Origin of the sequence: Trichocoleus sp. FACHB-262 (assembly GCF_014696035.1) — a bacterium.
Taxonomy (GTDB): Bacteria; Cyanobacteriota; Cyanobacteriia; order FACHB-46; family FACHB-46; genus Trichocoleus.
Genome location: NZ_JACJPK010000034.1, coordinates 168,213 through 194,136, shown reverse-complemented (window position 1 = coordinate 194,136; position 25,924 = coordinate 168,213). Strand labels below are relative to the sequence as shown.

At 47.3% G+C, this 25,924-nt stretch carries 23 protein-coding genes; 14 read left to right on the top strand and 9 right to left on the bottom strand.

Annotated elements, in window-relative coordinates:
- The first annotated feature begins 88 nt into the window (after window positions 1-88).
- The 3 genes from H6F68_RS07275 (at window position 89) to H6F68_RS07265 (ending at window position 5,017) form a co-directional block, all read left to right on the top strand.
- Entirely contained in the window at window positions 89-2,863 is a 2,775-nt protein-coding gene (locus tag H6F68_RS07275) for a PAS domain S-box protein (RefSeq protein WP_190557718.1), read from the top strand.
- A gap of 192 nt (window positions 2,864-3,055) precedes the next feature.
- A complete protein-coding gene (locus H6F68_RS07270; protein WP_190557716.1) occupies window positions 3,056-3,286 on the top strand; it encodes an ATP-binding protein in 231 nt (76 codons plus the stop codon).
- A gap of 162 nt (window positions 3,287-3,448) precedes the next feature.
- Entirely contained in the window at window positions 3,449-5,017 is a 1,569-nt protein-coding gene (locus H6F68_RS07265) for a response regulator (RefSeq protein ID WP_190557714.1), read from the top strand.
- A gap of 12 nt (window positions 5,018-5,029) precedes the next feature.
- Here the strand turns inward: H6F68_RS07265 and H6F68_RS07260 are convergent, their stop codons facing one another.
- Window positions 5,030-5,974, bottom strand: coding sequence for a hypothetical protein (locus H6F68_RS07260; RefSeq protein WP_199299954.1), 945 nt, complete (start codon window positions 5,972-5,974; stop codon window positions 5,030-5,032).
- Window positions 5,975-6,322: 348 nt separating this feature from the next.
- Between H6F68_RS07260 and hppD the strand changes: the two genes are divergently transcribed.
- The 3 genes from hppD to H6F68_RS07245 are packed head-to-tail and all read left to right on the top strand — an operon-like array spanning window position 6,323 to window position 9,528.
- Complete coding sequence (hppD, locus tag H6F68_RS07255) at window positions 6,323-7,411, top strand: 4-hydroxyphenylpyruvate dioxygenase (protein WP_190557712.1); 1,089 nt, start codon at window positions 6,323-6,325, stop codon at window positions 7,409-7,411.
- A gap of 6 nt (window positions 7,412-7,417) precedes the next feature.
- Complete coding sequence (locus tag H6F68_RS07250) at window positions 7,418-8,575, top strand: homogentisate 1,2-dioxygenase (RefSeq protein WP_190557709.1); 1,158 nt, start codon at window positions 7,418-7,420, stop codon at window positions 8,573-8,575.
- A gap of 41 nt (window positions 8,576-8,616) precedes the next feature.
- Window positions 8,617-9,528, top strand: a complete 912-nt coding sequence (locus H6F68_RS07245) for a hypothetical protein (protein WP_190557707.1) — start codon at window positions 8,617-8,619, stop codon at window positions 9,526-9,528.
- A gap of 8 nt (window positions 9,529-9,536) precedes the next feature.
- On the opposite strand, the gene H6F68_RS07240 is transcribed toward H6F68_RS07245, so the two are convergent.
- Window positions 9,537-11,594 (bottom strand): cupin-like domain-containing protein, encoded by a 2,058-nt coding sequence (locus H6F68_RS07240; protein WP_190557705.1) that lies wholly within the window; start codon window positions 11,592-11,594, stop codon window positions 9,537-9,539.
- Between the two features lie 240 nt (window positions 11,595-11,834).
- On the opposite strand from H6F68_RS07240, the gene H6F68_RS07235 reads away from it, so the two are divergent.
- Window positions 11,835-13,913, top strand: coding sequence for an AMP-binding protein (locus H6F68_RS07235; RefSeq protein ID WP_242065392.1), 2,079 nt, complete (start codon window positions 11,835-11,837; stop codon window positions 13,911-13,913).
- A 45-nt stretch (window positions 13,914-13,958) separates the two neighbouring features.
- Window positions 13,959-15,128 carry a pyridoxal phosphate-dependent aminotransferase gene (locus H6F68_RS07230; protein ID WP_190557703.1) on the top strand — a complete coding sequence of 390 codons (1,170 nt, stop codon included), beginning with the start codon at window positions 13,959-13,961 and terminating at the stop codon, window positions 15,126-15,128.
- 22 nt (window positions 15,129-15,150) lie between these two features.
- Here H6F68_RS07230 and H6F68_RS07225 read toward each other — a convergent pair whose 3' ends face one another.
- The 6 genes from H6F68_RS07225 to H6F68_RS07200 all read right to left on the bottom strand — a co-directional run bounded on the left by H6F68_RS07225 (window position 15,151) and on the right by H6F68_RS07200 (window position 20,760).
- Window positions 15,151-15,807 carry a hypothetical protein gene (locus H6F68_RS07225; protein WP_190557701.1) on the bottom strand — a complete coding sequence of 219 codons (657 nt, stop codon included), beginning with the start codon at window positions 15,805-15,807 and terminating at the stop codon, window positions 15,151-15,153.
- An 11-nt stretch (window positions 15,808-15,818) separates the two neighbouring features.
- Window positions 15,819-17,003 carry a glycine C-acetyltransferase gene (gene kbl, locus H6F68_RS07220; RefSeq protein WP_190557699.1) on the bottom strand — a complete coding sequence of 395 codons (1,185 nt, stop codon included), beginning with the start codon at window positions 17,001-17,003 and terminating at the stop codon, window positions 15,819-15,821.
- Between the two features lie 44 nt (window positions 17,004-17,047).
- Entirely contained in the window at window positions 17,048-18,019 is a 972-nt protein-coding gene (locus tag H6F68_RS07215) for an NAD-dependent epimerase/dehydratase family protein (RefSeq protein ID WP_190557697.1), read from the bottom strand.
- 51 nt (window positions 18,020-18,070) lie between these two features.
- Window positions 18,071-19,444 (bottom strand): cysteine desulfurase-like protein, encoded by a 1,374-nt coding sequence (locus H6F68_RS07210; RefSeq protein ID WP_242065391.1) that lies wholly within the window; start codon window positions 19,442-19,444, stop codon window positions 18,071-18,073.
- Window positions 19,401-20,075, bottom strand: a complete 675-nt coding sequence (locus H6F68_RS07205) for a 2OG-Fe dioxygenase family protein (RefSeq protein WP_190557693.1) — start codon at window positions 20,073-20,075, stop codon at window positions 19,401-19,403. Before H6F68_RS07205 ends, H6F68_RS07210 begins: the two co-directional genes overlap by 44 nt.
- 532 nt (window positions 20,076-20,607) lie before the next feature.
- Entirely contained in the window at window positions 20,608-20,760 is a 153-nt protein-coding gene (locus H6F68_RS07200; protein ID WP_190557691.1) for a hypothetical protein, read from the bottom strand.
- A gap of 371 nt (window positions 20,761-21,131) precedes the next feature.
- Between H6F68_RS07200 and H6F68_RS07195 the strand changes: the two genes are divergently transcribed.
- The 3 genes from H6F68_RS07195 (at window position 21,132) to H6F68_RS07185 (ending at window position 22,739) form a co-directional block, all read left to right on the top strand.
- A complete protein-coding gene (locus H6F68_RS07195; protein ID WP_190437644.1) occupies window positions 21,132-21,995 on the top strand; it encodes a cyanophycinase in 864 nt (287 codons plus the stop codon).
- Window positions 21,996-22,095: 100 nt separating this feature from the next.
- On the top strand, window positions 22,096-22,317 hold the full coding sequence (locus H6F68_RS07190) for a DUF4327 family protein (RefSeq protein ID WP_190554018.1): 222 nt from the start codon (window positions 22,096-22,098) through the stop codon (window positions 22,315-22,317).
- Window positions 22,318-22,499: 182 nt separating this feature from the next.
- A complete protein-coding gene (locus H6F68_RS07185; protein WP_190557688.1) occupies window positions 22,500-22,739 on the top strand; it encodes a Calvin cycle protein CP12 in 240 nt (79 codons plus the stop codon).
- On the opposite strand, the gene H6F68_RS07180 is transcribed toward H6F68_RS07185, so the two are convergent.
- On the bottom strand, window positions 22,736-22,858 hold the full coding sequence (locus H6F68_RS07180) for a hypothetical protein (protein ID WP_277876026.1): 123 nt from the start codon (window positions 22,856-22,858) through the stop codon (window positions 22,736-22,738). The genes H6F68_RS07185 and H6F68_RS07180 overlap by 4 nt on opposite strands.
- A gap of 335 nt (window positions 22,859-23,193) precedes the next feature.
- Here H6F68_RS07180 and H6F68_RS07175 point away from each other — a divergent pair, with 335 nt between their 5' ends.
- The 3 genes from H6F68_RS07175 (at window position 23,194) to mtnA (ending at window position 25,898) form a co-directional block, all read left to right on the top strand.
- Window positions 23,194-23,760, top strand: a complete 567-nt coding sequence (locus H6F68_RS07175; RefSeq protein WP_199299953.1) for a pentapeptide repeat-containing protein — start codon at window positions 23,194-23,196, stop codon at window positions 23,758-23,760.
- A 105-nt stretch (window positions 23,761-23,865) separates the two neighbouring features.
- Window positions 23,866-24,672 carry an ADYC domain-containing protein gene (locus H6F68_RS07170; RefSeq protein ID WP_190557686.1) on the top strand — a complete coding sequence of 269 codons (807 nt, stop codon included), beginning with the start codon at window positions 23,866-23,868 and terminating at the stop codon, window positions 24,670-24,672.
- 161 nt (window positions 24,673-24,833) lie between these two features.
- Window positions 24,834-25,898: an S-methyl-5-thioribose-1-phosphate isomerase gene (gene mtnA, locus H6F68_RS07165; RefSeq protein WP_190557684.1), complete on the top strand. Its 1,065-nt coding sequence runs from the start codon at window positions 24,834-24,836 to the stop codon at window positions 25,896-25,898.
- Window positions 25,899-25,924: the final 26 nt, after the last annotated feature.

The window sequence follows — 25,924 nt, the reverse complement described above, 5'->3', positions numbered from 1 at the left end:
AGTTTAGAGCGATCGCAATTCTGCTAATTTCTTTAGAAAGGCATAAAAGCAGCAAAGCGCCTCCGAACTCTCTAAGGAAACTTGGGTAATGGCCAGAGCAAAGCAGTTGCTGCAATCAGAGTATAGTGTTGCAGTGTTGGCAACCCTGTTAGCTCTACTATTGCGATTCTTGCTAACGCCACTGCTACGCGAAAACGCTCCACTTTTGGTTTTCGTCTTGCCCGTCATGTTTAGTGCTTGGTACGGCGGGTTCCGAGCAGGGCTACTTGCAACCGGATTATGCGCGTTATTCGGAACTTATTTCTTTATCGCCCCGTATTTCAGCTTACAGGTTACGGATGCAGTTAACCTAACCCGAATTTCAATCTTTGTCTTTGAGGGGCTATTCATTAGTTGGCTCAGTCAATCTTTACGAGGTGCTAGGCAAAGAGCTGAAAAGGCTTTTGCGATCCTGAAAGAGAGTGAGGAGCAATACCGTCTTCTGATAGAGGGAGTCCGGGACTACGCCATCTTTGGACTGGATGCTAATGGATACATTACCAGTTGGAACAGTGGTGCAGAAGTACTGAAGGGGTATAAGGCCGCAGAAGTCTTGGGTCATCATTTTTCGATCTTTTATCCAGAAGCAGCGATCGCTCAAAACAAGCCTGCTTATGGGTTGCAAGTTGCAATTGCAGAAGGACACTATACAGACGAAGGTTGGCGGAGACGCAAGGATGGTTCGTTGTTTTGGGCGAGTGTGGTGATTACTGCCCTCTACAATGAGAACCAGAAGCTATATGGTTTTTCTAAAGTCACTCGCGACATTACAGAACGTAGGCGTAGTGAGCAAGCCTTGCAAGAGAGCTATAACTTGCTGGAGCGGGTGATTGAAGAAACGGCAGATGCGGTGTTTGTCAAGGATCTTCAGGGAAAATATCAATTAGTTAACTCGGCAACAGCACGTGTTTTTGGTAGGCCAAAGACAGAAATTTTAGGAAAATCCGATCTAGAGTTAATTCCTTTGAAGCAAGCGATCGCGCTGCAAAAGATCGATCGCTCTGTGATAGAAACAGGCATCTCTCAAGCCTCGGAAGAACCCCTTTTGGTAGGAGGCGAGGTCCGCATATTTCTCACAAGCAAAGATCCTTGCCGTGATGCTGAAGGAAACATTGTGGGTGTGATTGGGGTAGCGCGGGATCTAACGGAACGCATCCAGGCGGAGATGGCTCAGCGGCAACTACTCAAAGACCTGTCAGATGTGAAATTTGCTCTGGATCAAGCCGCAATTTTAGCCACCACAGATAGTCATGGCGTGATCACAGAGGTAAATGACCAGTTTTGTCAAATCTCGCAATTTAGCCGAGCTGAATTGATTGGCCAAACTCATCGCCTAATCAACTCTGGCTACCACTCTCAAGAATTCTTTCGGCAGCTCTGGTCCACGATTACCCAGGGAGAAGTTTGGCAGGGAGAGATTAAGAACCGAGCCAAGGATGGCACCAGCTATTGGGTTGACACCACAATCGTGCCGTTTTTGGATGAATCAGGTAAGCCGCTGCAATATCTCGCGGTTCGGTTTGATATCACGACTCGCAAGCAAGCAGAAGCCAAACTGCAACGTTCAATTCAACGACTAGAAGCCGTACATCAGATTGACCAAGCAATTCTGAGCCTGGAGGCTCCATCTGCGATCGCCCATTCCGCTCTATCTCACCTGAGCAACGTGCTGCCTTGCAACCAGTCGGCTGTGGTTCTGTTTGACATCGAAGCCGCTGAACTTCAGATCCTAGCTGGAGCAATTGCCAATGATGTAACGGGAACTGTCCTCCCGATTAGCGATCGCTTTCCAATTGCCATGCTATGGGATCGAGAACCAACTTGGTATGTCCAAGACCTAGCAGATTTGCCGCAACGCTCCGTGGGCTTAGAGCAAATCCTGATCGCTGGATACCATAGCTTTCTGGCGATCGCCCTCACCGTTGAGAACTCTGTTTTAGGAGATTTGATTTTATTGGCTCAGGCAAGGGATGCCTTCAGTGCTGAAGATCAACAAATTGCTCAAGAAGTGGCGAGTCAACTGGCGATCGCGATTCAGCAAACTCGATTGCGAGACCAACTTCAAGGTTATACCAATCAACTAGAACAAAGAGTGGCAGAACGCACCACGGCTCTCGAAGAAGCAATTGATGGCTTAGAGACTTTTAGTTATTCGGTGTCCCACGATTTACGCGCTCCCCTACGGTCTATGCAGGGTTTATCTCAAGCCCTGTTGGAAGACTACGGCGATCGCCTGGATGCCATAGGACAACGGTACGCTCAGGAAATTTCGGCTTCTGCCCAACAAGCGGACCAGCTAGTCAACGATTTGCTAGATTATGGGCGCTTGTCGCGAGCTGAGATTATTGTTCAACCGCTCAACCTAACTGAATTGGTAACGACAGTAGTTGAGAAAATAGCAGCTGAGTGGCAAGCTCAACCCACAATGGTGACAGTGGATCACCCACTGCCAGAGGTGATGGGCCATCGGCTCACCTTGATTCAAGCTTTGCTGAATCTTCTAAACAATGCGGTGAAGTTTGTCCCCCCAGACAGACAGCCTCAGATTCACATCTGGGCAGAATTACGGTCTGGATGGGTGCGGCTGTGGATCGAAGATAACGGCATTGGCATTGCCCCTCAATATCATGAGCGGATTTTTCAAGCCTTTGAGCGATTGCACACCAGGCAGGCTTATTCGGGGACAGGCGTAGGGCTGGCGATCGTCCGCAAAGGAGCCGAGCGTATGCGAGGGCGAGTGGGAGTTGAGTCAGCCTTGGGGCAAGGGAGCCGCTTTTGGTTAGAGCTACAAGCAGCTCAGGAGAGCAGCACCGCTGAGCCTTGATTTATTATTTCTACGGAGAAATAATTATCTTATGAAGGATGGAGCCCATGAGGACAGTCAATGGATATTCTGGTTATCGATGACAACTAGGGCGATCGCTTGCTGGCAGAACGCGAGCTACACCCTATTAAATTTGTATCTCCTGGCATACAGCCACAGGTAAGGATATGGACCAGACATCGGGATCACTAGGTGCGCCTGTGGGTGGAAGATAACGGCATCGGGATCGCTTCCGAAAACCACAATCGTATTTTTGGTGGGTTCGAGCGCCTACATGCCGAAGAAACTTATCTTGGTACTGGCATTGGATTAGCCATTCTGCGGCGTGCGTTGGAGCGAATGCGTGGGCAGACTAATGTGGAGTCTGATTTGGTTACAGGCAGTCGCTTTTGGCTCGAATTGCCAGCCCCCGCTGAGTTCTAATATGATTCAGTGTCAATTAATACAAGAAAATATATTGAGTGATTTCTTTAACAAGCAGTACAGTCTTAAGGTTGATTCCCAGCTTGCCTGCTAACGCTGTAACCTGATCTTTAGCTTTTCGCCTATTCCCTCGTCCACCCTGCGCCACCCGCTGAAATTGTAATGCTCCGTGTCTTGCTGATTGACGATAATCAGGGCGATCGCCTACTCGCCATTCGTGAATTGAAGAAAACGTTTTTCGATTTGCTAGTTCAAGAAGTTGGTGAGGCGAGTGAGTTTACCCAAGCTCTGGAGGCAGGAGAGTTTGATTTGGTCGTGACTGACTACCAACTGTGTTGGAGCAACGGCTTAGAAATCCTGCAAAGTATAAAATTTCACTATCCCCACTGCCCTGTAGTGATGTTTACCAACAGTGGCTCTGAGGAAGTGGCTGTCAGGGGTATGAAGCAGGGCTTGAGCGACTATGTGCTAAAGGGCAAGCCATTATATCGCTTGGCTATTGCCGTACAAGAAAGCTTAGACAAAGAACGGCTCCGCCGAGAGTACGAAGAAACGCTAGAGCAACTGAGGCTTTCAGAAGAACGGTTCCGCCAGCAAGCTAAAGAACTACAAGAAGCCAATCAACTCAAGGATGAGTTTCTCGCAGTGCTGTCTCACGAGTTGCGATCGCCCCTGAACCCGATTCTAGGCTGGGTCCAAATCCTCCGCAGCGGTAAGTTGGATGCAGACAAAGTGAACTACGCTCTAGAAACGATTGAGCGCAATGCCAGACTCCAAACTCAATTAATCGAAGACTTATTAGATATTTCCCGCATTTTGCGCGGCAAACTCCACTTAAACAGTACGGCGGTTGACCTAGTGCCCACCATTGAGGCCGCTTTAGAGAATATCCGTTTAGCGGCTGAAGCTAAGCATATTCAACTTACGACTCGCTTAGAACCACGAGGTAAATTTATCGCTGGAGATGTAGCTCGCCTGCAACAGATTCTCTGGAATTTGCTTTCTAATGCGATTAAATTTACGCCGACTGGAGGCAAAGTTGAAGTTTGCTTAGAGTATGTTGATCTAGAGGCCAAAATTACAGTCAACGATACAGGCAAAGGAATTAACCCGGAGTTTCTGCCGCATGTGTTTGACTACTTTCGCCAAGCTGACAGCTCTACCACTCGCAACTTTGGCGGCTTAGGTCTGGGATTAGCGATCGTTCAACATTTAACAGAGATTCACGGTGGCAGGGTGCAAGCTGCGAGTTCAGGAGAAGGTCAAGGTGCCACTTTTACAGTGCTATTACCTTTACTGACCACAGATGCGGCAGGGGTTGGCACGGCGGTTCTGGTTGATCAATCTTCCAATTTGCAAGGAGTCAAAGTGCTCGTAGTAGACGATGAACCGGATAACTTAGAACTGGTTCATTTTGTCCTCGAAGATGTAGGCGCAACAGTCATTGCAGTGTCTTCAGCGCGAGCTGTATTGGATCTATTACTAGAATTTCAACCCGATGTTCTGGTCAGCGATATTGGGCTGCCTGAAATGGATGGGTATGCTCTATTGCGAGAAGTTCAGGTTTTGACCTCACAACTGGGGAGAAGTCTGCCTGCGATTGCGCTGACCGCTTATGCGGGTGAAGTCAACCAACAACAAGCGATCGCCGCTGGATTTGAGATCCATCTAGCGAAACCCATCGACCCCCTTGAGTTAATCACCGCGATCGCGAACTTATCCAAGAGATAAAGATAGGCTCACTTATATCTTTTTGCTGCCAAGTTCTTGTCCTGTCTGTGGCTCAGGTTTTGATAGCTTATTTGATAGCTTAGGCTTTGGTAAGAGCTGCATGGCTTGCAGTCCAGCGAGCGGTTCTACAAAGGAGCAGGAGCCGAAAGAACGGAAGATCTGTTTACGGGCGATCGCTAGTTCTCGCAGGCTGAGCTGATGTTGGTTCCAGCTAATAGCGCTGTCTGCTAGTAGAAACTGATCAGCCGACTGTTCTTGCAGCAAGCTTAAAGCCGCTTCTAAAGTAATCTTTTGCCAATAGACTAAGGCTGAAGCCAGTGCCACATTTAGGAAGCCAGGCATCGCTGTGACTTCACTCTCTGGTTCGTAGGTCAACGGGTACTCGCCAGGTAGGGGGTGATGGAGACCCGCAGTGGCCTTGAAGGAGACTTGAGCTTGAGCACAGGCAAAGATAAATTCGTAGAGCTGTGCCGCACTGGGAAATGCAGCCGCAGTGATTCCACCAGTCCGAATTTTGGCGGAGGCTCCTTGGTGGCGTAACACGTCTAAGTAAGGAGTTAAATCCTGATCAAGAGGAATTTCAAAAAAGGTTTCTACTTGTGGCAGTAGATCGAGAGCGGTGATTTCAGTTGCTGCTAAGGGAGGAAACTCTAGAGCTTGGAGGGCGATCGCAGGATTATGAGCCGCTAAAGATTGAACTCGACTGAGAACAGGCTCAAAATCCTGAGAAATAATGATGCTAAGCGGCCACTGGGCGAACGGGAAGGTAGGTAAGAGAGCAATGAATTCTTCTAGGTATGAGGCGGGTAGGACGAATCGCCCCAGCATCCAAGCGTCAGGAGAAGCGTGATACTGAGCATAATTCGCCATTGCTGCTTTTAGGCTCAACTGAGCGGGTGGAAAGAGACCTGCATAATCTACGATCGCTGAAAGAAAGGTACTAACTGATGACAGCATCTAGAGTTACCTCAAATACGGATTATCTTCGAGGTGGTTTAGATGTCCGTACTCAACCTAATTGCCTTGTCAAAAATTAACCCTTGAGACGGACCAAAAATAAAATCTATAATCTTACTATAGGGTTAGTAGCAAGTAAGCTGCAAACCACAGAACCCCTCTCAGGACGAGTCTGTATTCTGACGCTGCATTGACAGAAAACATCTCCGACTTAAGTAGTGAGATCGCTCCAGGGAATAAAGGTAGGTAAGGTCGAGCGCCTTTTATTAGCTGGGATATTCATGAATTTTGGTGTGAGGAGTGGGAGCGGTGCCCTGCGGTAGAGGCGGCTGGTCAGGAGGAATCCCCATGCATGATATTTGCCCGATTAAACGCTTTGATCACCTAGAATTCTACGTGGGTAATGCCAAGCAAGCAGCGCTCTTTTATGCTGATTGCTTTGGTTTTACCAATACTGCTTATCGGGGATTAAGTACCGGAAGCCGCGACGTTACCTCCTATGTTATGGAGCAAGGAGAAATTCGTTTGGTCCTAAGTAGCGGTCTGCACCCAGATCACGCGATCGCGCAGAGTGTGCTGAAACATGGCGATAGTGTGGCATTGATTGCTCTAGAAGTGCCAGATGTGGAGAAAGCCTTCTGGGAAACAACATCTCGGGGAGCTAGAGAAGCGATCGCAGTGACTGAGGAACAAGACGAGCAAGGGGTGTTTCGCTACGCCGCTATTCATGTCTATGGGGATACCCTGATTAAGTTTGTCGAGCGCAATCAGTACCAAGGATTTGCTCCTGGTTTTGCTATGTGTCAGGAGGCTCATCAACGGGTTGGTGCAGGGCTAACTGCGATTGATCATGTGGTTGCCAACGTAGAATATGGCGCAATGGATCGCTGGGTGCAGTTCTTTACCGATACGCTGGGCTTTGAGCTATTGATGCACTTTGATGATCAAGCAATTTCTACAGAATATTCTGCTTTGATGTCGAAAGTGATGCGCGATCGCACAGGCAAAATTAAGCTACCCATCAACGAACCCGCCCACGGCAAACGCAAATCACAGATTGATGAGTTCTTGGAATATCACCACGGACCTGGGATTCAGCATATTGCTTTAGGAACCCACAACATTATTGAAACAGTCACCCAACTAAAACGCTCTGGCGTTGAGTTCCTTCAGACTCCCCCCACCTATTACCAAAACTTAGCTTCCCGTGCCGGTGCCCTAGAAGAACCGATTGATCAACTTGCTCAGTTAGGCATTCTGATCGATCGCGATTCGGAAGGCTATCTCCTCCAGATCTTCACCCAACCTGTCCAAGACCGCCCCACCCTGTTCTTTGAAATCATTCAGCGCCACGGAGCCCAAGGATTTGGTGAAGGCAACTTTAAGGCACTGTTTGAAGCGATCGAACGAGAACAAGCGCTAAGGGGAAATCTTTGAGAAGTTATGAGCTACTACTACAAACTAGGAGCAATTCCCCATAAACGGCATACGCAGTTCCGTCAACCGGATGGCTCGCTTTATCACGAAGAATTGATTAGCGTCCAAGGGTTTTCGGGGGTGCAATCTTTGCTGTACCACTTGCGGCCACCAACTCAGGTTTATAAGGTGTTATCTCATCAAGACACCAAAATTGCTTATGAACAATCAAGTGCTTTGCAGCATCGTCATTTACGCACCGCAGATGTCACAGCAGGTGGAGATGCGATCGCGGCTCGAATTCCTTTACTAGTAAATGCCGATATCTGTATTTCTGTCGCTCGACCAACAGAGCCGATGTCTTACTGGTACCGCTTTGCTCACGGAGATGAGGTGATCTTTATCCATCAGGGTACAGGGATATTGGAGAGTCAGTATGGGGTGCTGCCTTATCGACCGGGAGATTATTTGGTGATTCCGACTGGGGTACTGTGGCGGATTCTGCCAGATGCAGAAATTGAGCAGCGGATGTTGGCGATCGAGGCTCAGGGACATATTGAGCCACCCCAGCGGTATCTGAATCGATACGGCCAGTTTCTAGAACATGCGCCTTATTGTGAGCGAGACATTCGCCCACCCCAAAACTTAGTGGCTCACGATGCAGCAGGGGAGTTTGAAGTCCAAATTAAAACCCAGGGTTGTATCACCCACTATCTTTATCACTATCATCCGCTAGATGTGGTGGGTTGGGATGGTCATCTGTATCCTTATGCTTTAAATATTGAGGATTTTGAACCGATTACCGGACGGGTGCATCAGCCACCTCCTGTGCATCAAACCTTTGCGGCGACTGGTTTTGTGATTTGTTCTTTTGTGCCGCGTCTGTTCGACTACCACCCACTTGCCATTCCTGCGCCCTACAATCACTCCAATGTCGATTCGGATGAGGTGCTTTACTACGCTGCGGGCAACTTTATGTCACGGCGAGGCATTGAAGAAGCTTCTATCACTGTGCATCCTAGCGGCATCCCCCACGGTCCGCATCCCGGTATGTATGAAGAGTCGATTGATAAAGAGCGCACTGATGAATTAGCTGTCATGATTGACACCTTCCGCCCCCTCAAGTTAACGGCCCAGGCTACGCACTTAGAGGATCTCAATTATCTCTACAGTTGGAGCGCTTAATCTGGATTTTTAGTTTTCTCTCTCTTCTCAGGAGAACTTCGATGATGACTACAGTTCTCAACTCGCCTACTCCTGCAATCTCTGCTCGAATACAAGAACGTTTGCAGCAAGGCCAGCTAACTCAAGACCAAGTGACCGAGTTTCAAGCTTTTCTGGCTGAAATCGATTGCCACTTTCTCCAACACCGAATTATTACAAACAATACCTACACCCGTTGGTTTCAGCAGGGTGAAGCGACAGATGCTGAGTTACGGCACTTTATCCAGCAATTCTCGGTTTTCTCTAATCAGTTTCTAATTGCAGCACTACAAAAGGAGATTAATGCTCCGACACTCCAACAGTCTCGTGCGAGCCGAGAAATTCTCTTAAATGAATTAGGTGTAATCTACCGCAAACCTGGGCAAGCGATCGCCAATCAGCCATCTTTAACCGAGGCAGAAAAAGATCGAGAAGGCGATCCAGAATTGGTCGGAACAGAAGGCACAGTAGATGGAGGGATTTGTCGTTTCCGCGCCGCTCACTTTGAATGGTTGGTGGCAGTTGCAGCTAGTTTAGGGCTGAATTTCGCGGATATTGGTAAACGCAAGCATGGCACACCAGCAACGCTGCATTTCTGTGATGAGTTGATTCGACTTTACGGCAGCGACGACCCCCAAATCGCTGAAGGTGCGAGCTTTGCGGTGGAGCATTGGGCCGCAGCAGGCTTCTGGCAAGAGCTAGAAGATGGTTTGCTGAAGATTAAACAAACTCGACATCCTCAGCTACCGTTAGCTTTCTTCACCTGGCACAACCGCGTAGAAGCGCAACATGCAGGACATACGTTAGAAGAGATTGAAGCTGTTTACTTCAGCTCTGATTTTGATCCAGTCAAGTTTTTTCAAGGAGGTCGAGAGATTCTGGAAGCGATCGCGGTCTTTTGGGATGGCTTGGAAAGCGATCTTTACATGCAATAACCACCTGCTTAAAAAATTGTCTTGAGTAGCAAGTTATCCATCAACTTGTGATCTACCAAATATTTGACAATTGCATGCCCTGATTCCTCAAATGCTTGAATTGTGTAGTTTGGTAAGGCATTAAAGCGGCTAGCATGCAGATTGTCTAAATTCACAGTTCCAGGTGTTTCTGGATCTGGCTTTTTACCATAGAAGATACGTATATCTGGAGTATGAGGAGAAGTCTGGCAGAGTGTAGGCAAGTCAAAATAACGAACACTAGGAGGATTTGTCTCTAGGGCTTCCATGCTGGAGAGCCAGCGAGTATCGCCCATTGCGATCGCTTGAGCGGAGTCTAGGCAGGACAGAGGACCAAAAGTAATGATCTGATCGGCTCCTAACAGTTGTCCAAACATAATGGCGGCATACCCACCCATAGACTGCCCAATCATAATGACTTTGCTAGGGGCAATTTGAACAATTAGTTGTTTCAGGCTATCTACAACTTCGTTAACTGTGTGTCCTAGTCCTGGGATGCCGCGCTGATACCAACTATTGGATAAGTCTCGCACCAAAATTCGGTTGATAGGTTTAGCAGCTAACTGAGCCAATTTTTTGGTTCTGCCGTAAAAATCAAACTGAGGAAGACCATCCCAAGAGACAAAACCAAACGAAATAATTAACGGTTCCCCAGCAAAGATCTCATCTACCAGGTATGAAGCATTGGTGCTCTCAACTATCTCATTCGTGAGAGGGCCATGATTCAGGACCAAATTAGACTGCTGAGCCAGCAAAGTTGCTTGCCCTGACGATACCTGACTACTTTGAGCCGCTTTGCCTGTCGATGATATGTCTGTCGATGAAGTGATATGAGGGTTTTGATGTGAGTATGTGTTGGGGAAGATGAAATTGGTAAATGACAGCGAGATGCTAACGTCCAGCCCTTTGACTTGATGCCACCATCCCACTGGTACGAAAATTACTTCTCCAGGTTCTAATACTGTTTCAATAATCTGAACATCTTTAAAGAGTGGATACTTTTCGTAATCTATATTCTCCAAATCTACACGACTGAAGACACCAATATCGTTGTAAACCAAGGGAGTGGCAGCGGGTGAAATTAGCCGCCAGCGCTTGCGTCCATACACTTGAGCCATCATCAAGTTCATTGGGTCGTGGTGCAACGGAGTAACGGTGCCTGCTGGCCCAAACCAAAAGAAGACTGTGCCTTTTGTGCTTTCAGGGTTCAGTAGTTCCGGAAACATGATAAAGTCCTTGAACAGGCCTTTGAGGTCTTCGCGCTCAAGGTTGCCATTGTTGGCAACCATGTAGTAGTCATTACTTTCTCCACCCTGAACCACCATATCTACATATTCGCTAAGCTTGATTGCCCGCTTATATTGATTAGTATTGATTTCGTAGCTGGGGTCTGAGCTGCGACCAAATTGGATTTGTACTTCTGCTTGACCGTAATTCGTCTTTAAAAAGTCAGGAGTCCACGAGGAAAAGGCAGGCCAGTCCGCCATCATGCCTGTCAAAATAACAGGTGTGTTGGTTGCGTAATATTTTTCTAAAAATTCTTCTCTAGAGATGCGATCGCGCCGTTCAATCGTACTAAAGTTAGGAGATAGCTGTGTGAGTTGGCGTTGAATCGTCAGAATAGACTCTAGTTTACGTAGACGTTGCAGTGTTTCACTTTCTGTTTGAAAGGTTTTTTCGGTTGCAATATAGCTGACTGCCTGAGTTGCTAGGGCTGCATCAATTCCTTCGCGGACCATTGTCTCAACTAAAACAGAGTCTGGAACTTGGCGAAGCTTGTTCTCAATGATCCATTGTTTCCAAGGCTCAGAGAGATTTAAGGCCGATGAATCTGCCTGACTTGCTACAGATGTCTGTGGGATTACCTTTTGTTGTTCTAGTTCCAAAATTTTGGCAGCAAGATTCATCCGCTCTTGTACAGAGAGCTGCTCACTGGACAACATTGCCTCCAATGTTTCTATTGCTCGCTCAACTAAATTGCCAAATTTTGGTGATTGAGCAATCGCTGTGGGATCAAGATTGAGTGCCAACTGCTTTTCTGTAAACATATTAAATGTTTGTAATCAATCTCTAACTCTTGGAAATCAAGCTTAGTAAAGCTTTAGAGGTCAGGCAGATAAGTGTATTAACATAGATGCAGAGGAGTGTTTCAAGCTTCATCATACACGCTCTAAATTTTTATTCCATTTCCTCTCAAATGACTTGAAGCTTTTCATCACTCCCCATCAGGCAGCTAGATTCAAATCTATTTTTGCAAGGGGTGAATTGCGATCGCCAAACAATTGTCCTTGGCGCAACTCCTGATCTGTGGCCTTGAAAACCACATTGCTACTCAACTTTTGCCTCAGATCAATCAGTTGCTTGCTGCTTTACCAACGATTGAGTGTTGGCAATATTTCACTCAACATCTTTTGAAACCTGAGCACCCTTGGGCGTTACATCAACTCCTCTACACCAAAACTTTTGCTGACTGGGATGAAAATCAGGGGCCGCCTCCTGCTTGGTCTCCTTCTCTTGAGCAAATTCAGTCTACAAATATTGCGGCTTTGATGCGAGAGCAGGCGATCGCCACCTATCCGGAACTACATGCTTGGTCATGTCAGCATCGCGATGAGTTTTGGCAATTGATGATCCAACGGTTGGGAATTCGCTTTCAGCAGAACTATACACAGATTTTGGATCTATCTCAAGGAGTTGAATCGCCTCAGTGGTTGATCAACGCTCGGCTCAATATCGTGGAAAGTTGTTTCCAAGCCCCCGATAGCGCTACAGCCATTGTCTTTCAGCCGGAGGGAGGTTTTCTGGCTACCCTCACCTATGGCGAACTCCGTAATTTGGTGAATCAGGTTTCAAATGGTCTGGTAGAACTGGGTCTACGGCCAGGAGATGCGATCGCTGTTGTTTTACCGATGACAGTAGAAGCAGTTGCGATTTATTTGGGGATTGTTCAGGCGGGTTGTGTGGTGGTGTCGATTGCGGATAGCTTTGCTGCACCTGAAATCGCTATTCGCTTACAGATTGCGCAAGCAAAAGCAGTATTCACGCAAGACTTGATTCTGCGGGCTGGAAAGCAATTACCTCTCTATACCAAAATCATAGAGGCACACTCTCCAAAAGCGATCGTTCTTGCTACTTCTTCTAACACTCAATTGCGATCGGGTGATCTGTCCTGGCAAAATTTCCTGAGTGATCGACAGCAATTTCAGCCTGTTTCTGCGGTTCCATCTGCTTACACCAATATCCTGTTTTCTTCTGGGACCACTGGTGAACCCAAGGCCATTCCTTGGACACAGACCACGCCAATTAAATGTGCCGTAGATGGACATTTGCATCATGATATTCATGCTGGAGATGTGGTAGCTTGGCCGACAAACCTGGGTTGGATGATGGGGCCGTGGCTGATCTATGCCAGTTTGATTAATCAGGCCGCGATCGCCTTGTACTACGGCACCCCGACGACCAGAGAGTTCGGAAAATTCATTCAAGATGCTCAGGTAACTATGCTGGGTGTAGTGCCTAGTTTAGTGACAGCATGGAAAAACACTGATTGTATGAGGGGGCTGGATTGGAGCACGATTAAAGCTTTTAGCTCTACTGGCGAATGCTCCAATCCACAAGATATGTTGTTCCTCATATCTTTAGCAGGCTACAAACCCATCATAGAATACTGCGGTGGGACCGAGATTGGGGGAGCATACATTACTGGAACTGTAGTACAACCCTGCGCTCCTGCCACTTTTACCACTCCTGCTCTCGGTCTTGATGTTGTCATTATGAACCCAGAGGGACAGCCAGCAGAGAGAGGTGAAGCATTCATCATTCCTCCGTCTATTGGGCTCTCGACTGAACTGCTGAATCGGGATCATCATCAAGTGTACTTTGCTAATACATCTTTTTTACCTGTCGTGCGCGAGGCTATAGAAGCCAAGAGTCAAAGAGGTTCTTCTCATGCCTCACCCCCCATCCCTCTTCGTCGCCACGGCGATCGCTTAGAACGTTTACCCAACGGCTACTATCGAGCCCAGGGACGAGTAGATGATGCAATGAATTTGGGTGGAATTAAGGTGAGTTCCACAGAGATCGAGCAAGTGCTGAATAGAGTTGAGAATATTTGTGAGACAGCGGCGATCGCGATCGCTCCTCCGGGTGGTGGTCCTAGTCAGTTGATTATTTATGTAGTAGTTGTTCCTAATAGCTCGAAAACTAGAGAGGAACTAAAAACCTCTCTACAAACTGCGATCGCTCAGAATCTCAATCCTCTCTTTAAAGTTTGTGATGTGGTCATGTTGGATGCTTTGCCACGTACAGCTTCTAACAAGGTGATGCGACGGGTGCTGCGTGACCAATACCGTCTAACGCCTTTATGAGGGAGATTTAGGGAGCTAGCTGATTTTTCATACAGTGAGGTAATTATGGCAATATTTGCAGAACGTATGAGTCACCTAGGCACTGAGTCCGCTTTTGAGGTACTTGCTAGAGCTAAAAAGTTGGAAGCTCAGGGCAAAAGTGTGATTCATCTGGAGATTGGTCAGCCCGATTTCCCGACTCCTGCCAATATCTGTGAAGCCGCTTGCCGAGCCATGCGCGAAGGATATACGGGCTATGGTCCTGCGGCTGGGTTATTGGAGTTTCGCAAAGTAATTGCTGAGTATATTGCAGCGACCAGAGGTGTGGAAGTTCATCCCGATGAAGTCGTCGTCACACCCGGAGCCAAACCGATTATCTTTTTCACCATTTTGACCCTGGTGAATCCGGGAGATGAGGTCATTTATCCCAATCCAGGTTTTCCGGTTTATGAATCGGTGATCAGTTTTGTTGGCGCTAAAGCTGTGCCTTTACCGTTACGAGAAGAAGTAGATTTTCGCTTTCGGATTGAGGACTTAGTTAGTGCTATTTCTGAGCGCACCAAACTCTTGATTATTAATTCTCCTCAAAATCCTACAGGCGGACTGTTGGTCGCAGAAGATTTAGCTGCGATCGCAGAGCTAGCCAATAAACATGATTTCTATGTGCTCTCTGATGAGGTTTATTCCCGCATGGTCTATGCCGATAAGCATCAAAGCATCTTAAGTTTGCCAGGAATGAAAGCGCGGACTATTTTGCTGGATGGTCACTCCAAAACCTATGCGATGACAGGTTGGCGCTTGGGGTATGGTGTGGCCCCTCAGCCCATCACGGAAAAGATGGTGCAACTGATGATTAATTCTAATTCCTGCACCTGTTCATTTACGCAAATTGCGGGGATGGAAGCACTGACTGGATCACAGGATGCAGTAGAGCAAATGATGGCTGAATTCCAACAACGGCGAGATGTGATTGTTGAAGGATTGAATGCGATCGCCGGAATCCAATGTCGCAAACCCACAGGTGCGTTCTATGTGTTTCCCAATGTCAAGCAACTGCCCCTCTCTTCTGATGCGCTGGCTGATTATCTTTTACAAGAAGCAGGTGTCGCCGTCCTTTCCGGGACTGCTTTCGGTGAGTATGGTGATGGCTATTTAAGACTTTCCTATGCTAATTCTCTAGAGAATATCCATGAGGCGTTAGAACGAATTCAAATAGCGGTAGGTAAGCTTAAGTAGGTGCAACGGAAGGGGTTGGGGGTTAAGTTTCTTCTGTAAGACGTAAGGCAGCGATGTTTTGACAAGAGAAAGTGGCTCCCTCTACACATCGGCGGTGAATCAATTCTATGATCTGTCCGGCTGAGTTCTTGAAAGACCACTGACACAGGCAACCATCATCCTGAGGTGCTACTGATAAGGGTACAAAGCCTTTGCTCTGCCATACTTCGGCTGCTGCATTTATATCATTGGTACGCAGGGCAACATGATGAACGGCATTTAAGCCCCGCTCTTGCAAAAGGCGATCGAGCTGATCACTAGATGCATGGGGAGCGGCTAGGACCAGAATGCCGTCGGATGGCATTAGCACTGAGAGCAAATACATCGTTAAATCCGCTGGGAAAGCGGTGAAACCTGGGCAGAAGTCTTGTGGCCATATTCCTGGCCCTTCAATGGTTTTCGCTCCATACTGAACTAAGCGGTTGGCGTATTGGGTGAGATCCATGGAGCTGGAGAACAACATCACCAAGTGATCTATAACCACCCTTTCACCAAATAAGATGGTTGCAAATGCAGCATCTAGAAACTCAGGTTGTTTGCCTGCCTCCTTGTAGAAAAGCAATCCATCAACTTCTACATAGGGTGGTTCGTGAATGCTTTGAGGCTGGTTTGCAGTGCGATCGCGAGTAGAGTATGACATAACCAATTCACCTAAATCACGCCATGTTTTTTGCCGACTCTTGCAAACGCATCAATACAGTGGTCAAGATGGGTTTGGGTGTGAGCGGCAGAGAGCTGGATTCGAATGCGGGCTTGGCCTTGAGGCACTACAGGATAGCTAAACCCAACCACATAAATGCCTTCTTCTAGCAGATCGTGCGCCATATCCTTGGCTAACTTGGCTTCGTAGAGCATGATGGGCACAATGGGATGGGTGCCCAATTTAATATCGAAGCCGCGAGCGCTCATCTGCTGCCGAAAGTAGCGTGTATTCTCCATCAGGCGATCGCGCAACTCACTGGTTTCGTTGAGCAAATCTAAGACTCGAATGCTGGTGTAGGTAATGGCAGGAGCCAAGGTATTAGAGAACAGATAAGGCCGCGATCGTTGCCGCAATAGATCCACTATCTGTTTATGAGCAGCGGTAAAACCACCAGAAGCACCTCCTAACGCTTTCCCTAGGGTACTGGTGATAATATCTACTCGCCCCATTACGCCACAATGCTCGATTGAACCCCGTCCCTTGGGTCCCAAAACTCCGGTGCCGTGGCTATCATCTACCATGACCAAGGCATCATATTTCTCCGCTAAGTCGCAAATTTGCTCTAGCTGGGCAATCTCTCCATCCATGCTAAAAACGCCATCTGTGGCAATCAGCCGAATTTTAGCGGTCTGAGTCTCTTGCAGAACTTGTTCTAATTCCTGCATATCACTATGCGCATAGCGATACCGCTTAGCTTTGCACAGCCGAATGCCATCAATAATGCTGGCATGGTTTAGGGCATCGCTGATTACCGCAGACTCAGCATCAAGGATGGTCTCAAATAATCCTCCATTCGCATCAAAACAGGAGGTGTAGAGAATCGCATCCTCTGTGCCCAAGAACTCTGCAATCCTATTCTCTAGCTCTTCATGAATCACCTGAGTACCACAGATAAAGCGTCCAGAGGAGAGGCCAAACCCGTATTTGGCAATTCCTACTTGTACCGCTGCTACAACATCGGGGTGATTAGCCAATCCCAAGTAGTTGTTGGCGCAAAAGTTCAGCACCTGCCTACCACCCTGAACCACAATTTCAGCTCCCTGTGGCGTTGTCAGCACCCGCTCTTCTTTACTTAAGCCCGATTGCTGGATCTCATCTAGGAGGGTTTGAAAAATAGCTTTGGAGGTAAACATGACCAAATTAAAACGAATTAAAAAGTGTTAATGAAAGTCAAAAGTCAGCTTCTCACGGCTGGCTTTTGGCTTGTGACTTCTATCCTTTGCGAGAGCTTTTCTAACATATCCACCACGATCGCCGATAAGTCATATTGATGCTTCCAACCCCAATCGGCTCTTGCGCGTGAATCATCAATCACAGCAGGCCAAGAGTCTGCGATCGCTTGACGAAAGTCCGGTGCGTAGTGGCAGTTAAAATGAGGAAGATGTTTTTGAATTTCGGTGACTAATTCGGCAGCAGAGAAACTCACGGCAGTAATGTTGTAGCTGGAGCGGATTTTAATCGAATTTGGATCAGCAGCCATTAAATCTAAAATGGCACGGATAGCATCTGGCACATACATCATGGGTAGCCGAGTTTCTGGACGCACAAAGCAGGTGTAAGTACCGTGCTGGAGCGCTGCTGCAAAGATTGCTACCGCAAAATCTGTGGTGCCGCCGCCCGGAGGAGTGCTGTAGCTGATGATGCCTGGCAAACGTAGACTCCGGACATCAACGCCAAAGCGGTGCGCGTAGTAATGGCAGAGCAATTCCCCTGTAACCTTAGTGATCCCGTAGATCGTAGCGGGATCTTCCACCGTAATTTGAGGGGTATCGAGTTTAGGGGTGTGAGGCCCAAAGACCGCGATCGAGCTAGGAAAAAAGACTTTTAACTGATATGTTTTTGCAGCTTCTAAAATGTTTCTGAGGCCGTTGACATTGACATCCCAGCAGCGATCTGGGTATTGTTCGCCTTTGGCTGAGAGTACTCCGGCAAGATGATAGATCGTTTGAATCTGCTCTTGTTCAATGATCGTCTGTAGCTGCTGATGGTTAGTAACATCTAGGGTTTTATACAAGTAGAAATTGTTTTCAGAATGAGGTGGCGATCGCCCACTTTCTACAACCTGTTCTACTCCATAGATCTGACGCAGAGTTGTCACCAAGTCACTTCCCAGTTGCCCTTGCGACCCAGTTACTAAGATTCTGTTCATTTCTCATTACCCCTCATCGTCAATGTTCCACCGTTGTAAAGGCGGGTCTAGCTAAGATATATGTTGAGAAGATAATCTATTTACAAAACCCGCCCCTACAGGTTCGGTCATTTCATGTAATGCCTGTAGTAATCGATTGACCTCATCCATCGTGTTGTAGTGCACCAAACCAATCCTCAGTAAACCACCGCTTGCTGCCAGCTCTAGCCGCTCTATTACGCCCAAAGCATAGAAGTGACCATGCCAGGTGAAGATACCGCGATCGCCCAGTTGAGTCGCGAGTTCCGCAGGGGTGTAGCCCTTGATGCGGAGGCCGAATGTGGGAGTGCGCTCAGATAAGCGGCTTAGCTCGGTGATGCCATAGATGGTTAAACCAGGGATCTCCAGAAATCCCCGCAGTAATGCTTGGCTCAGCTCGGCTTCATAGGTGTGGATCGCAGATGTAACGGCAGTTAGAGCAGCTCGACGGTTTTGCACAGACGGGTCAACTCGATGTCCCAATTCAGTTAAGTAGCTCAGGGTAGCAAGCAGACCTGCCATACCTTCATAGTTTTGTGTGCCTGTTTCCCAACGAGACGGCACCTCATCGGGAGCAGGCAGGACTTTGTAAGGCTGGAGGCGTGCTAAATGTTCTCGCTTGCCATATAGAATCCCTAGGTGAGGTCCGAAGAATTTATAAGCTGAGCAGACGAGAAAATCACAGTCTAAGGTTTGCACATCGATTGCGCCGTGGGGGGCATAGTGAACAGCATCTACGTACACCCAAGCGCCCACTTGGTGAGCGAGCTGAGCAATTTTAGCAACATCATTAATGGTGCCGACAGCATTGGAGGCATAGCCGATCGCCACTAACTTGGTGCGCTCATTTAGCGATCGCGTCAGTTCCTCCCAATTCAGAGTGCAATCTTCAGGATGAATATCCACCGTTCGAACCACAATTCCCCGCTCCGCTAGAGCCTGCCAGGAACAGACATTGGCGTAGTGGTCGAGGGCGGTGACAATGATTTCATCTCCGGGTTGCAGGGCCCGACCAATGGCGCGACTGATGGTGTAGGTGAGAGTGGTCATGTTGGCACCGAACACAACTTCATCACTGCCACAGTTGAGAAAGTCAGCAACAGCATCACGAGCGGCGGCAATCAGCGCATCTGTCCGCTGGCTCGTAGCAAAAGCACCATGAGCATTGGCGTTGGAGGTGAGCAAGTAGTCACTCATGGCATCCACCACTGCCTTTGGGACTTGAGTGCCACCGGGACCATCGCAAAAGATAGCAGGTTGACCGTTGATTTCTTGCGTCAAGGCTGGAAACTGGGAGCGAATCCAGTTGAGGTCAAGGGCAATCATAAACGTCTCCCCATTAATGTTGATTTGGGTGGAAGGTTTATTCTGGTGGAAAGAGTCCAGGGCAAGTGAAGACAAAGACATCTCTCTCCCCATCTTCAGGGGCGATCGCGCTTACAGAGGAAGTGAAATGAAAATATTGATCATCTCTAAATACTAGAAGCTCGCCTGGATTGAGCACTTTAGTAAAAGCTGGACTGCCCTGCTTATCTTTGTAGAGATGTGTTTCACCCCCCTCAATTTGCATGCGATTGACAGAAAAGATACCCACTAAATCAACCCCATCCCGGTGAATTCCTTCTGGAGCCGGATTCCCCACCTGTTGAGAGGTGGCTGTGGTTCTAATTTGGTGGACCGCAACTTCTTTGTGGGGAGTGCAAAGTTGGCAAAACTGGAAAAATTCCCAGATGATTTTTTGAAAGTCTTCCAGCTCAATTAATGCATCATCCAGCTCGGCATATTCTCTCGCTACATCACCCAATAAGGGATTGTAAGCTTTCGATTGGAATAAACGTCGATGGGGTAATTTAACCAAGCGATCGCCTTCAATTTGAAAATGAGAGAGACGCCTAAAGCGGTAGTTGCCCGTTAAATAAGGATCGGGGGGCAGGGTGTCAAAGAAGGGCTTGAGTTGGTCTACCTTTACAGCTGTCACCATTTCTAGAATGTAGCTGGCTAGGCAATCAAACTCCTTCGGCTTGGATAAGTTCAGCATGTCACTTAACTTCCTCGCTTAAATTTTTCGGCAGCGTCCAGTTCTGCTAGCTTGAATCAAGCCACAGGGGTCACTAAAAATATGAGTAATGTGGTGTTGAGTCCTACAATTTGCTGGGAATCAAAGAGAGAGTAGGGAGCAAAAAGAGAGGCCAGAGGTTGGATATTTTTGCGCTGTAGCGTCAGGTAAGTTTGCTAAGCTTAGCCCCTCTCAAATAGCTTGACTAAGACTTGGTTGAGTGATGCGCTCTAGACTTAGAAAAGCTATCAGTAAAGCTTTTTCCAATTCTTAAGAATAACGCCTCATATTGAATGGATGCTGATTTCATTGTAGTAATACTTTTTGAATGTTGTCGATCCCTAGCCCTACTTAGATGGTTTTTTACTCAATCTTCATAACTTCTTGGCTCTACCTATTTTTAGCAACCTAGTTTTATTTAATCAAAGTTCATAATCAAATGTTTCTATTCTAAGCAGCTCCGAGACTTCTTCTCTAATCAACCTCTGCCTGAGGTAAGAACTTCAGTTAAGAATTATTCTTGGCAAGCGATCGCGTAGATCATCAATTTTGGCGATCGCTTAGCTATCAAGTGCAATAACCCTATCTTCTGCACTAAACCTACTTGTTGAGCTGGATAACTGGCTTTTATAGACAGTAGCGCCACCTTAGCAAACACAGTAGACACCGACCTATTCTCTAGAAAGATAGAGAATGGTTGATCAGCATTTTTCTGTATACCCTAATACAGATCAGTTTAATTTGAAATCATGACATAGGGCAGACGTGAGCCTGTTAGTTAGTCTGTACTCTACTTATTACAGCCTTAGAAGCTAGGCAAAGATTGCCAAGTTTTTATTCAGGTGGGCTGACAAAACCTAATGATCGTGCTTTAGCCTTCGTCACTGTCATATCAATCAACAATGTCTCTCTTCGATCTGTCTTTGTTCTAAACGGCAAAAACAGGCGGGGGAACTATTGATATTCTCTTGCAACTGAGTTTTACCAGCCGTAGACCTCATTCAATTCAATCTTTAGTATTAGACGGAATTAACTCAAATGGTCATTGACATCAATCAAGTACAGATGGGAACTCATGCTCAAGCTGTTAAACAAGGACAACTTGTAATTATCGGGGGAGCTGAGGATAAGCAGGGAGATTGCAGTATTCTGCGCGAATTTGTTCGCCGCGCTGGCAGCCGTCAAGCCAAGATTGTTGTAATGACCGTTGCAACAGAATTACCCAAAGAAGTCGGAGACAACTACATTCAAGTATTTGAGCGTCTAGGTGTTGAACAGGTTCGTGTAGTAGATACAGACAGCCGCGAGGAGGCTGAAGCTCCTGAAGCCTTGGCTGCAATTCGCGAAGCCACTGGAGTCTTTTTTACGGGCGGGCAACAGGATCGGATCACTAAATATATCAAGGGCACAAAACTAGATCGGTTGCTACATCAACGCTACGCTCAAGGGTTGATTCTTGGGGGCACCAGTGCAGGGGCAAGCATGATGTCTGACGCCATGATTGTAGAAGGAGAAGCTGAAACTCACCCCCGAATTGAGATTGTAGAAACAGATGATGGCCTCAGTTTTATGCCAGAGGCTGTAATCGACCAACATTTTGCCCAGCGAGGCCGCCTTGGACGCTTGCTGTCAGCCGTGGCTGAGCAACCCCACCTGTTAGGTATTGGAATTGATGAGAATACCGCAATCATCGTTAGTGGGGGGCAACTCTCAGTGATTGGTGCGGGCGCTGTTACTATTGTCGATTTACAAGACATGGTGTACTCGAACTTACATAATCTGCTTAAAGATGAGGGTCTAGCGCTTTGTGGTGTAAAGCTGCATATCCTCCCGGATGGATATAGCTTTGACATAAAATCGCGATCGCCCCTCGTCGAAACAAATTCTCCCAAAGCGGCGTAAATCGTTAGCTGTACTTCACTAAATCTAAGGGGCAGGCTGAGTGCGGTTCTGCCCTAAAAAACATCCAAAAATATCAATTGCTGGTTTTTATAAGGCTACGATGAATCGCTCCATTCACGCCTCTATTGAAGTCATTCAAGATGAAGCTCGCTGCTTAGTCGAGCGAAGAGTGATTAGCCGTCATCAACCTATTTATGTCTTGTTTCGTTATTTTCCAGTTCGAGAATGGGTAGAAGTTGAGCAGGAGCTAGAAGCCAATGACTTTCTTCTGCGAGACCCAGTAGGTGATTTGATTGGTCATGCTCAATGGAGTAATGATTAAGTATTTGCTTATAACTTTTGCTTAGTTCCTAAGCAGGGGGAAAACATCCCTACAGGAATTACGGTTTTTTCACCTGCCGATCTAATTGTGGATGTCTAGAGTAAAAGAGTTAGTTGCAGTCATAACGCTTCGCAACTACCTACTCACTCTACACAAGGGCTCTTGAAGGGCTGTCGTTGACCATGATTAATACATTAGAAGTCTCTTCTCTAGAGCAAGCCATTCAAGACGCGATCGCTCAAGCCCGGACTGCTTGCGAGTCAACTGGTAATACTTCCGTCAATTGTGCAGTTGCTTGGGACATTGTGGAAGAACTTCAAGCTGAGCGTGCTCACCGTCAAGTGAAATCCAGCAAAACTTCTTTAGAAGTCTACTGTGACCAGAACCCAGATGCGGCTGAGTGTCGGATCTATGACATTTAATCTACCGCTAAACCATATCTAACCTGGATGATGCGACGGGTTTGGGCAGCCACATCCGGTTCGTGAGTGACAATAACAATCGTGATGCCTTGCTCATTGAGCTTTGTGGGCAAGGTCATTACTTCTTCTGAGGTTTGATGGTCTAATGCCTCAGTTGACTCATCAGCTAGTACCAAAGCGCATGCCTTAAGTCACACAGCTACTTTGAACCATATTTCTAAGATTTAACTCTGAATTTTACTAGGGTTTAAAAATTATAAGCCTCCCATAATAAAGGCTGGGAGGCAGTTTGCTATAAAGTTTAATGCGCTTTGGGATATCGCTTTATTTGTGTTTATCTTATCCAAGCGATCGCCCGATCTCCTTCCCCCATAAGGGTGGGACTGCCACTGGTACTCTCATCCGGAAAACATAGGCTCTAAAACATATTCCCTTGTGCTTTTGAGTAGATAAATTGTGGCATTTGGGCGGTTGTAAGGTAGAGGTCAATAACAAATACCTTGAAGGATGGAGCGTTGAGCTGATTCTTGAAAAATTGCAAATGTCATCATTTTTTGACTGGAATTTGGGTTTTTCCTTTTGTAGGCATCTTTGCTACATCATCAAGAGGTTATTAACGGTGAATTCACGCTTCCTGTTTATTGTCGCGCTTACTGCTCTGAGTGTTACAGCCTTCTCCTCAAATGCAAATGCTGGTCTTGCCGTGAATGGCCTTGCTTTTAACGGAACTCAGTTAAATGGCAGCAACCTGAATGGAGTAACGCTCAATGGGATTAGCGTTAATGGAGTGAGAATGAATGGGACATCAGTAAATGGTAGTAATCTCAATGGGAGTAATCTGAACGGTAGCAACTTGAATGGCAGCAACCTGAATGGTGCCAACTTGAATGGGCGTAACGTGAATGGTGAAGAAAATCAGAACGCAGCAGTGGCGGCCTCTCCAGAAACAGGCATGGTCTTGTCGAGTCCTGAGTTCACGGAGATTCAAGTTGAAGAGGGCCGTTTGGTAGGCGTTAAGTAAACAAGGTTGCTATCTAAATCACCTAATCGAGATGGAACAATGTTTCACGGTTCCATCTCGGTGAAGAAGTGAGATTGTTAGGATTGCTTGAGAAGAAGGTACTGCATGCGTATTCGGCCAATGTTGCGATCGCTGTTGCTGGGTTTGGTGTTTTTGTTTGCTTGGAGCAGCATTGCGATCGCGAGACCTACCTTTCATCCTAGTGAAAAAGATAAGGTGCCTTTGACCAAAATAGAGCTTCAAACTACTGAAATTGTAGGGTTTGATGATCAAGGTCGTCAACAGAAGTTTCAAGTGCGAAATAGTGAAGTTGATCCACTTGATCTAGAGAAAAAAACATATCTCTACACTGTTTTTTATCAGGATAATCAGCGGAACTGGCAGAACCTCTGTGAACCAGATGCAAAAGGAGTGGCTAAAGCAGTGGTATTGCAGGGTTCTTGGGATAGCCGAGGCAACTATCGCCCCAATAAGAAATTAGTGACATTTAGCTGTACCAATGGAGCTTTAGCCAAGTGCATGCGATTCGGCTACAAGCCTTGGCAAAACGTTAAAGGGCGATCGCTACGAGATTATCATTCTGCTTGTGTGCGGATGGTGCGAGCGGATTATTGTGGGGATGGTGTGGCCCATACCAAAGACGGCACTCCAATCAATCTCTACGATCGCCTAGGCATCCAAAAACCAGATGTAATGCCAGAGATGCGGTTTGAAGCAGCTTGGGGGGTGAATGGGGCACACTGTATCAACCAAGTCAGGTGGCCAGAGGCGCTAGCTTATGTGAAGCGAGTTTGCCCTACCCGATTGGCGACAAGAGGCAATCGCTGCACCTCAGCAGAACGGGCCCAACGCCACTTTCCTGATGCTCTGTTATTCAACGACTCAGCAATACAAAAATCTCAGCGATTATAAATAGCGATTGTAAGCATTGATTTGTAGGGGCACCTTTTGTGGATGCCTTAGTTTATTTTGAGAAGACTAATATCAAATATGTTGCTGACAAAGGAGAGTCTGGTAACGTTTTATAGTGGCGCGATCGCATTGTTGACGTTTTTTAATCTGCTGAAATATTTATGTTGTCTACCGTTGCTCAGGTATATCCCGTTGTTTGGCAAGAAGACCGAGTCTTGCTAATTGACCAAACCCGTTTGCCCAACGAATATATCGTTGTGGAAATTAGCCGCTATGAAGACATGGCTCGGGCGATTAAGACCATGATTGTGCGGGGGGCTCCGGCGATCGGGGTGGCAGCGGCCTACGGTGTGTACTTGGGGGCACGAGCGATTCAGACGAGCGATCGCGATCAATTTTTGGCTCAACTAGAAACAGTGGCTCAGGAGTTGCGAGAAACTCGCCCGACTGCGGTGAACTTGTTCTGGGCGATCGCGCGGATGCTGAAGACAGCACGGCAGACGATTGGGCCTGTGGAATATTTGAAGGAAACGCTGCTAGAAACAGCGAAGCAAATCAATGCAGATGATATCCAAACCTGTCAGGCGATCGGCGATCATGGAGTAAAGGCACTACCCACCAGCCCAGAAAAGCTGCGGATTTTGACCCACTGCAATGCGGGGGCTTTGGCAACGGCAGGATATGGCACCGCGTTGGGTGTAGTGCGCTCGGCTTGGCGAGATGGACGACTAGAGCGAGTCTACGCGGATGAAACTCGGCCTCGGTTGCAAGGTGCCAAGCTAACCGCTTGGGAATGTGTGCAAGAGGGCATTCCGGTGACGCTGATTTCGGATGGGATGGCGGCGCACTGCATGAAGCAGGGTCTCATTCACGCCGTTGTAGTTGGGGCCGATCGCATTGCAGCCAATGGAGATGCGGCAAATAAGATTGGGACTTATAGTGTGGCGATCGCAGCGAAAGCCCACAATATTCCGTTCTTTGTAGCTGCTCCCCTGTCCACCATTGATTTTTCTTTATCGGATGGTAGTGGGATTCCTATTGAGGAACGCGATCCGGTAGAGATTTATCAGGTGGGTGACACTCGCATTTGTTCGCCAGGTGTGGAGTTCTACAATCCCGCATTTGATGTGACACCTGCGGAGTTGATTACGGCGATCGTGACTGAGTTTGGGGCGTTTGCTCCGAGTGAGTTGAAGCCTCAGTTGCACGAGAAACAAGCAGTTTAACTACTTGAGGAACCAAGCCCTTGGGG

Excerpts from the sequence above, each read along its gene's own strand:
- H6F68_RS07250 (WP_190557709.1), top strand. The coding sequence starts at position 7,418 with ATGAGCTACTACTACAAACTAGGAGCAATTCCCCATAAACGGCATACG.
- kbl (WP_190557699.1), bottom strand. The coding sequence starts at position 17,003 with ATGTTTACCTCCAAAGCTATTTTTCAAACCCTCCTAGATGAGATCCAG.
- H6F68_RS07205 (WP_190557693.1), bottom strand. The coding sequence starts at position 20,075 with ATGCTGAACTTATCCAAGCCGAAGGAGTTTGATTGCCTAGCCAGCTAC.
- H6F68_RS07225 (WP_190557701.1), bottom strand. The coding sequence starts at position 15,807 with ATGTCATACTCTACTCGCGATCGCACTGCAAACCAGCCTCAAAGCATT.
- H6F68_RS07275 (WP_190557718.1), top strand. The coding sequence starts at position 89 with ATGGCCAGAGCAAAGCAGTTGCTGCAATCAGAGTATAGTGTTGCAGTG.
- H6F68_RS07170 (WP_190557686.1), top strand. The coding sequence starts at position 23,866 with ATGCGTATTCGGCCAATGTTGCGATCGCTGTTGCTGGGTTTGGTGTTT.
- H6F68_RS07265 (WP_190557714.1), top strand. The coding sequence starts at position 3,449 with ATGCTCCGTGTCTTGCTGATTGACGATAATCAGGGCGATCGCCTACTC.
- H6F68_RS07230 (WP_190557703.1), top strand. The coding sequence starts at position 13,959 with ATGGCAATATTTGCAGAACGTATGAGTCACCTAGGCACTGAGTCCGCT.
- H6F68_RS07190 (WP_190554018.1), top strand. The coding sequence starts at position 22,096 with ATGAATCGCTCCATTCACGCCTCTATTGAAGTCATTCAAGATGAAGCT.
- H6F68_RS07260 (WP_199299954.1), bottom strand. The coding sequence starts at position 5,974 with ATGCTGTCATCAGTTAGTACCTTTCTTTCAGCGATCGTAGATTATGCA.
- H6F68_RS07215 (WP_190557697.1), bottom strand. The coding sequence starts at position 18,019 with ATGAACAGAATCTTAGTAACTGGGTCGCAAGGGCAACTGGGAAGTGAC.
- H6F68_RS07245 (WP_190557707.1), top strand. The coding sequence starts at position 8,617 with ATGATGACTACAGTTCTCAACTCGCCTACTCCTGCAATCTCTGCTCGA.
- H6F68_RS07180 (WP_277876026.1), bottom strand. The coding sequence starts at position 22,858 with ATGACCTTGCCCACAAAGCTCAATGAGCAAGGCATCACGATTGTTATT.
- hppD (WP_190557712.1), top strand. The coding sequence starts at position 6,323 with ATGCATGATATTTGCCCGATTAAACGCTTTGATCACCTAGAATTCTAC.
- H6F68_RS07185 (WP_190557688.1), top strand. The coding sequence starts at position 22,500 with ATGATTAATACATTAGAAGTCTCTTCTCTAGAGCAAGCCATTCAAGAC.
- H6F68_RS07240 (WP_190557705.1), bottom strand. The coding sequence starts at position 11,594 with ATGTTTACAGAAAAGCAGTTGGCACTCAATCTTGATCCCACAGCGATT.
- mtnA (WP_190557684.1), top strand. The coding sequence starts at position 24,834 with ATGTTGTCTACCGTTGCTCAGGTATATCCCGTTGTTTGGCAAGAAGAC.
- H6F68_RS07195 (WP_190437644.1), top strand. The coding sequence starts at position 21,132 with ATGGTCATTGACATCAATCAAGTACAGATGGGAACTCATGCTCAAGCT.
- H6F68_RS07210 (WP_242065391.1), bottom strand. The coding sequence starts at position 19,444 with ATGTCTTTGTCTTCACTTGCCCTGGACTCTTTCCACCAGAATAAACCT.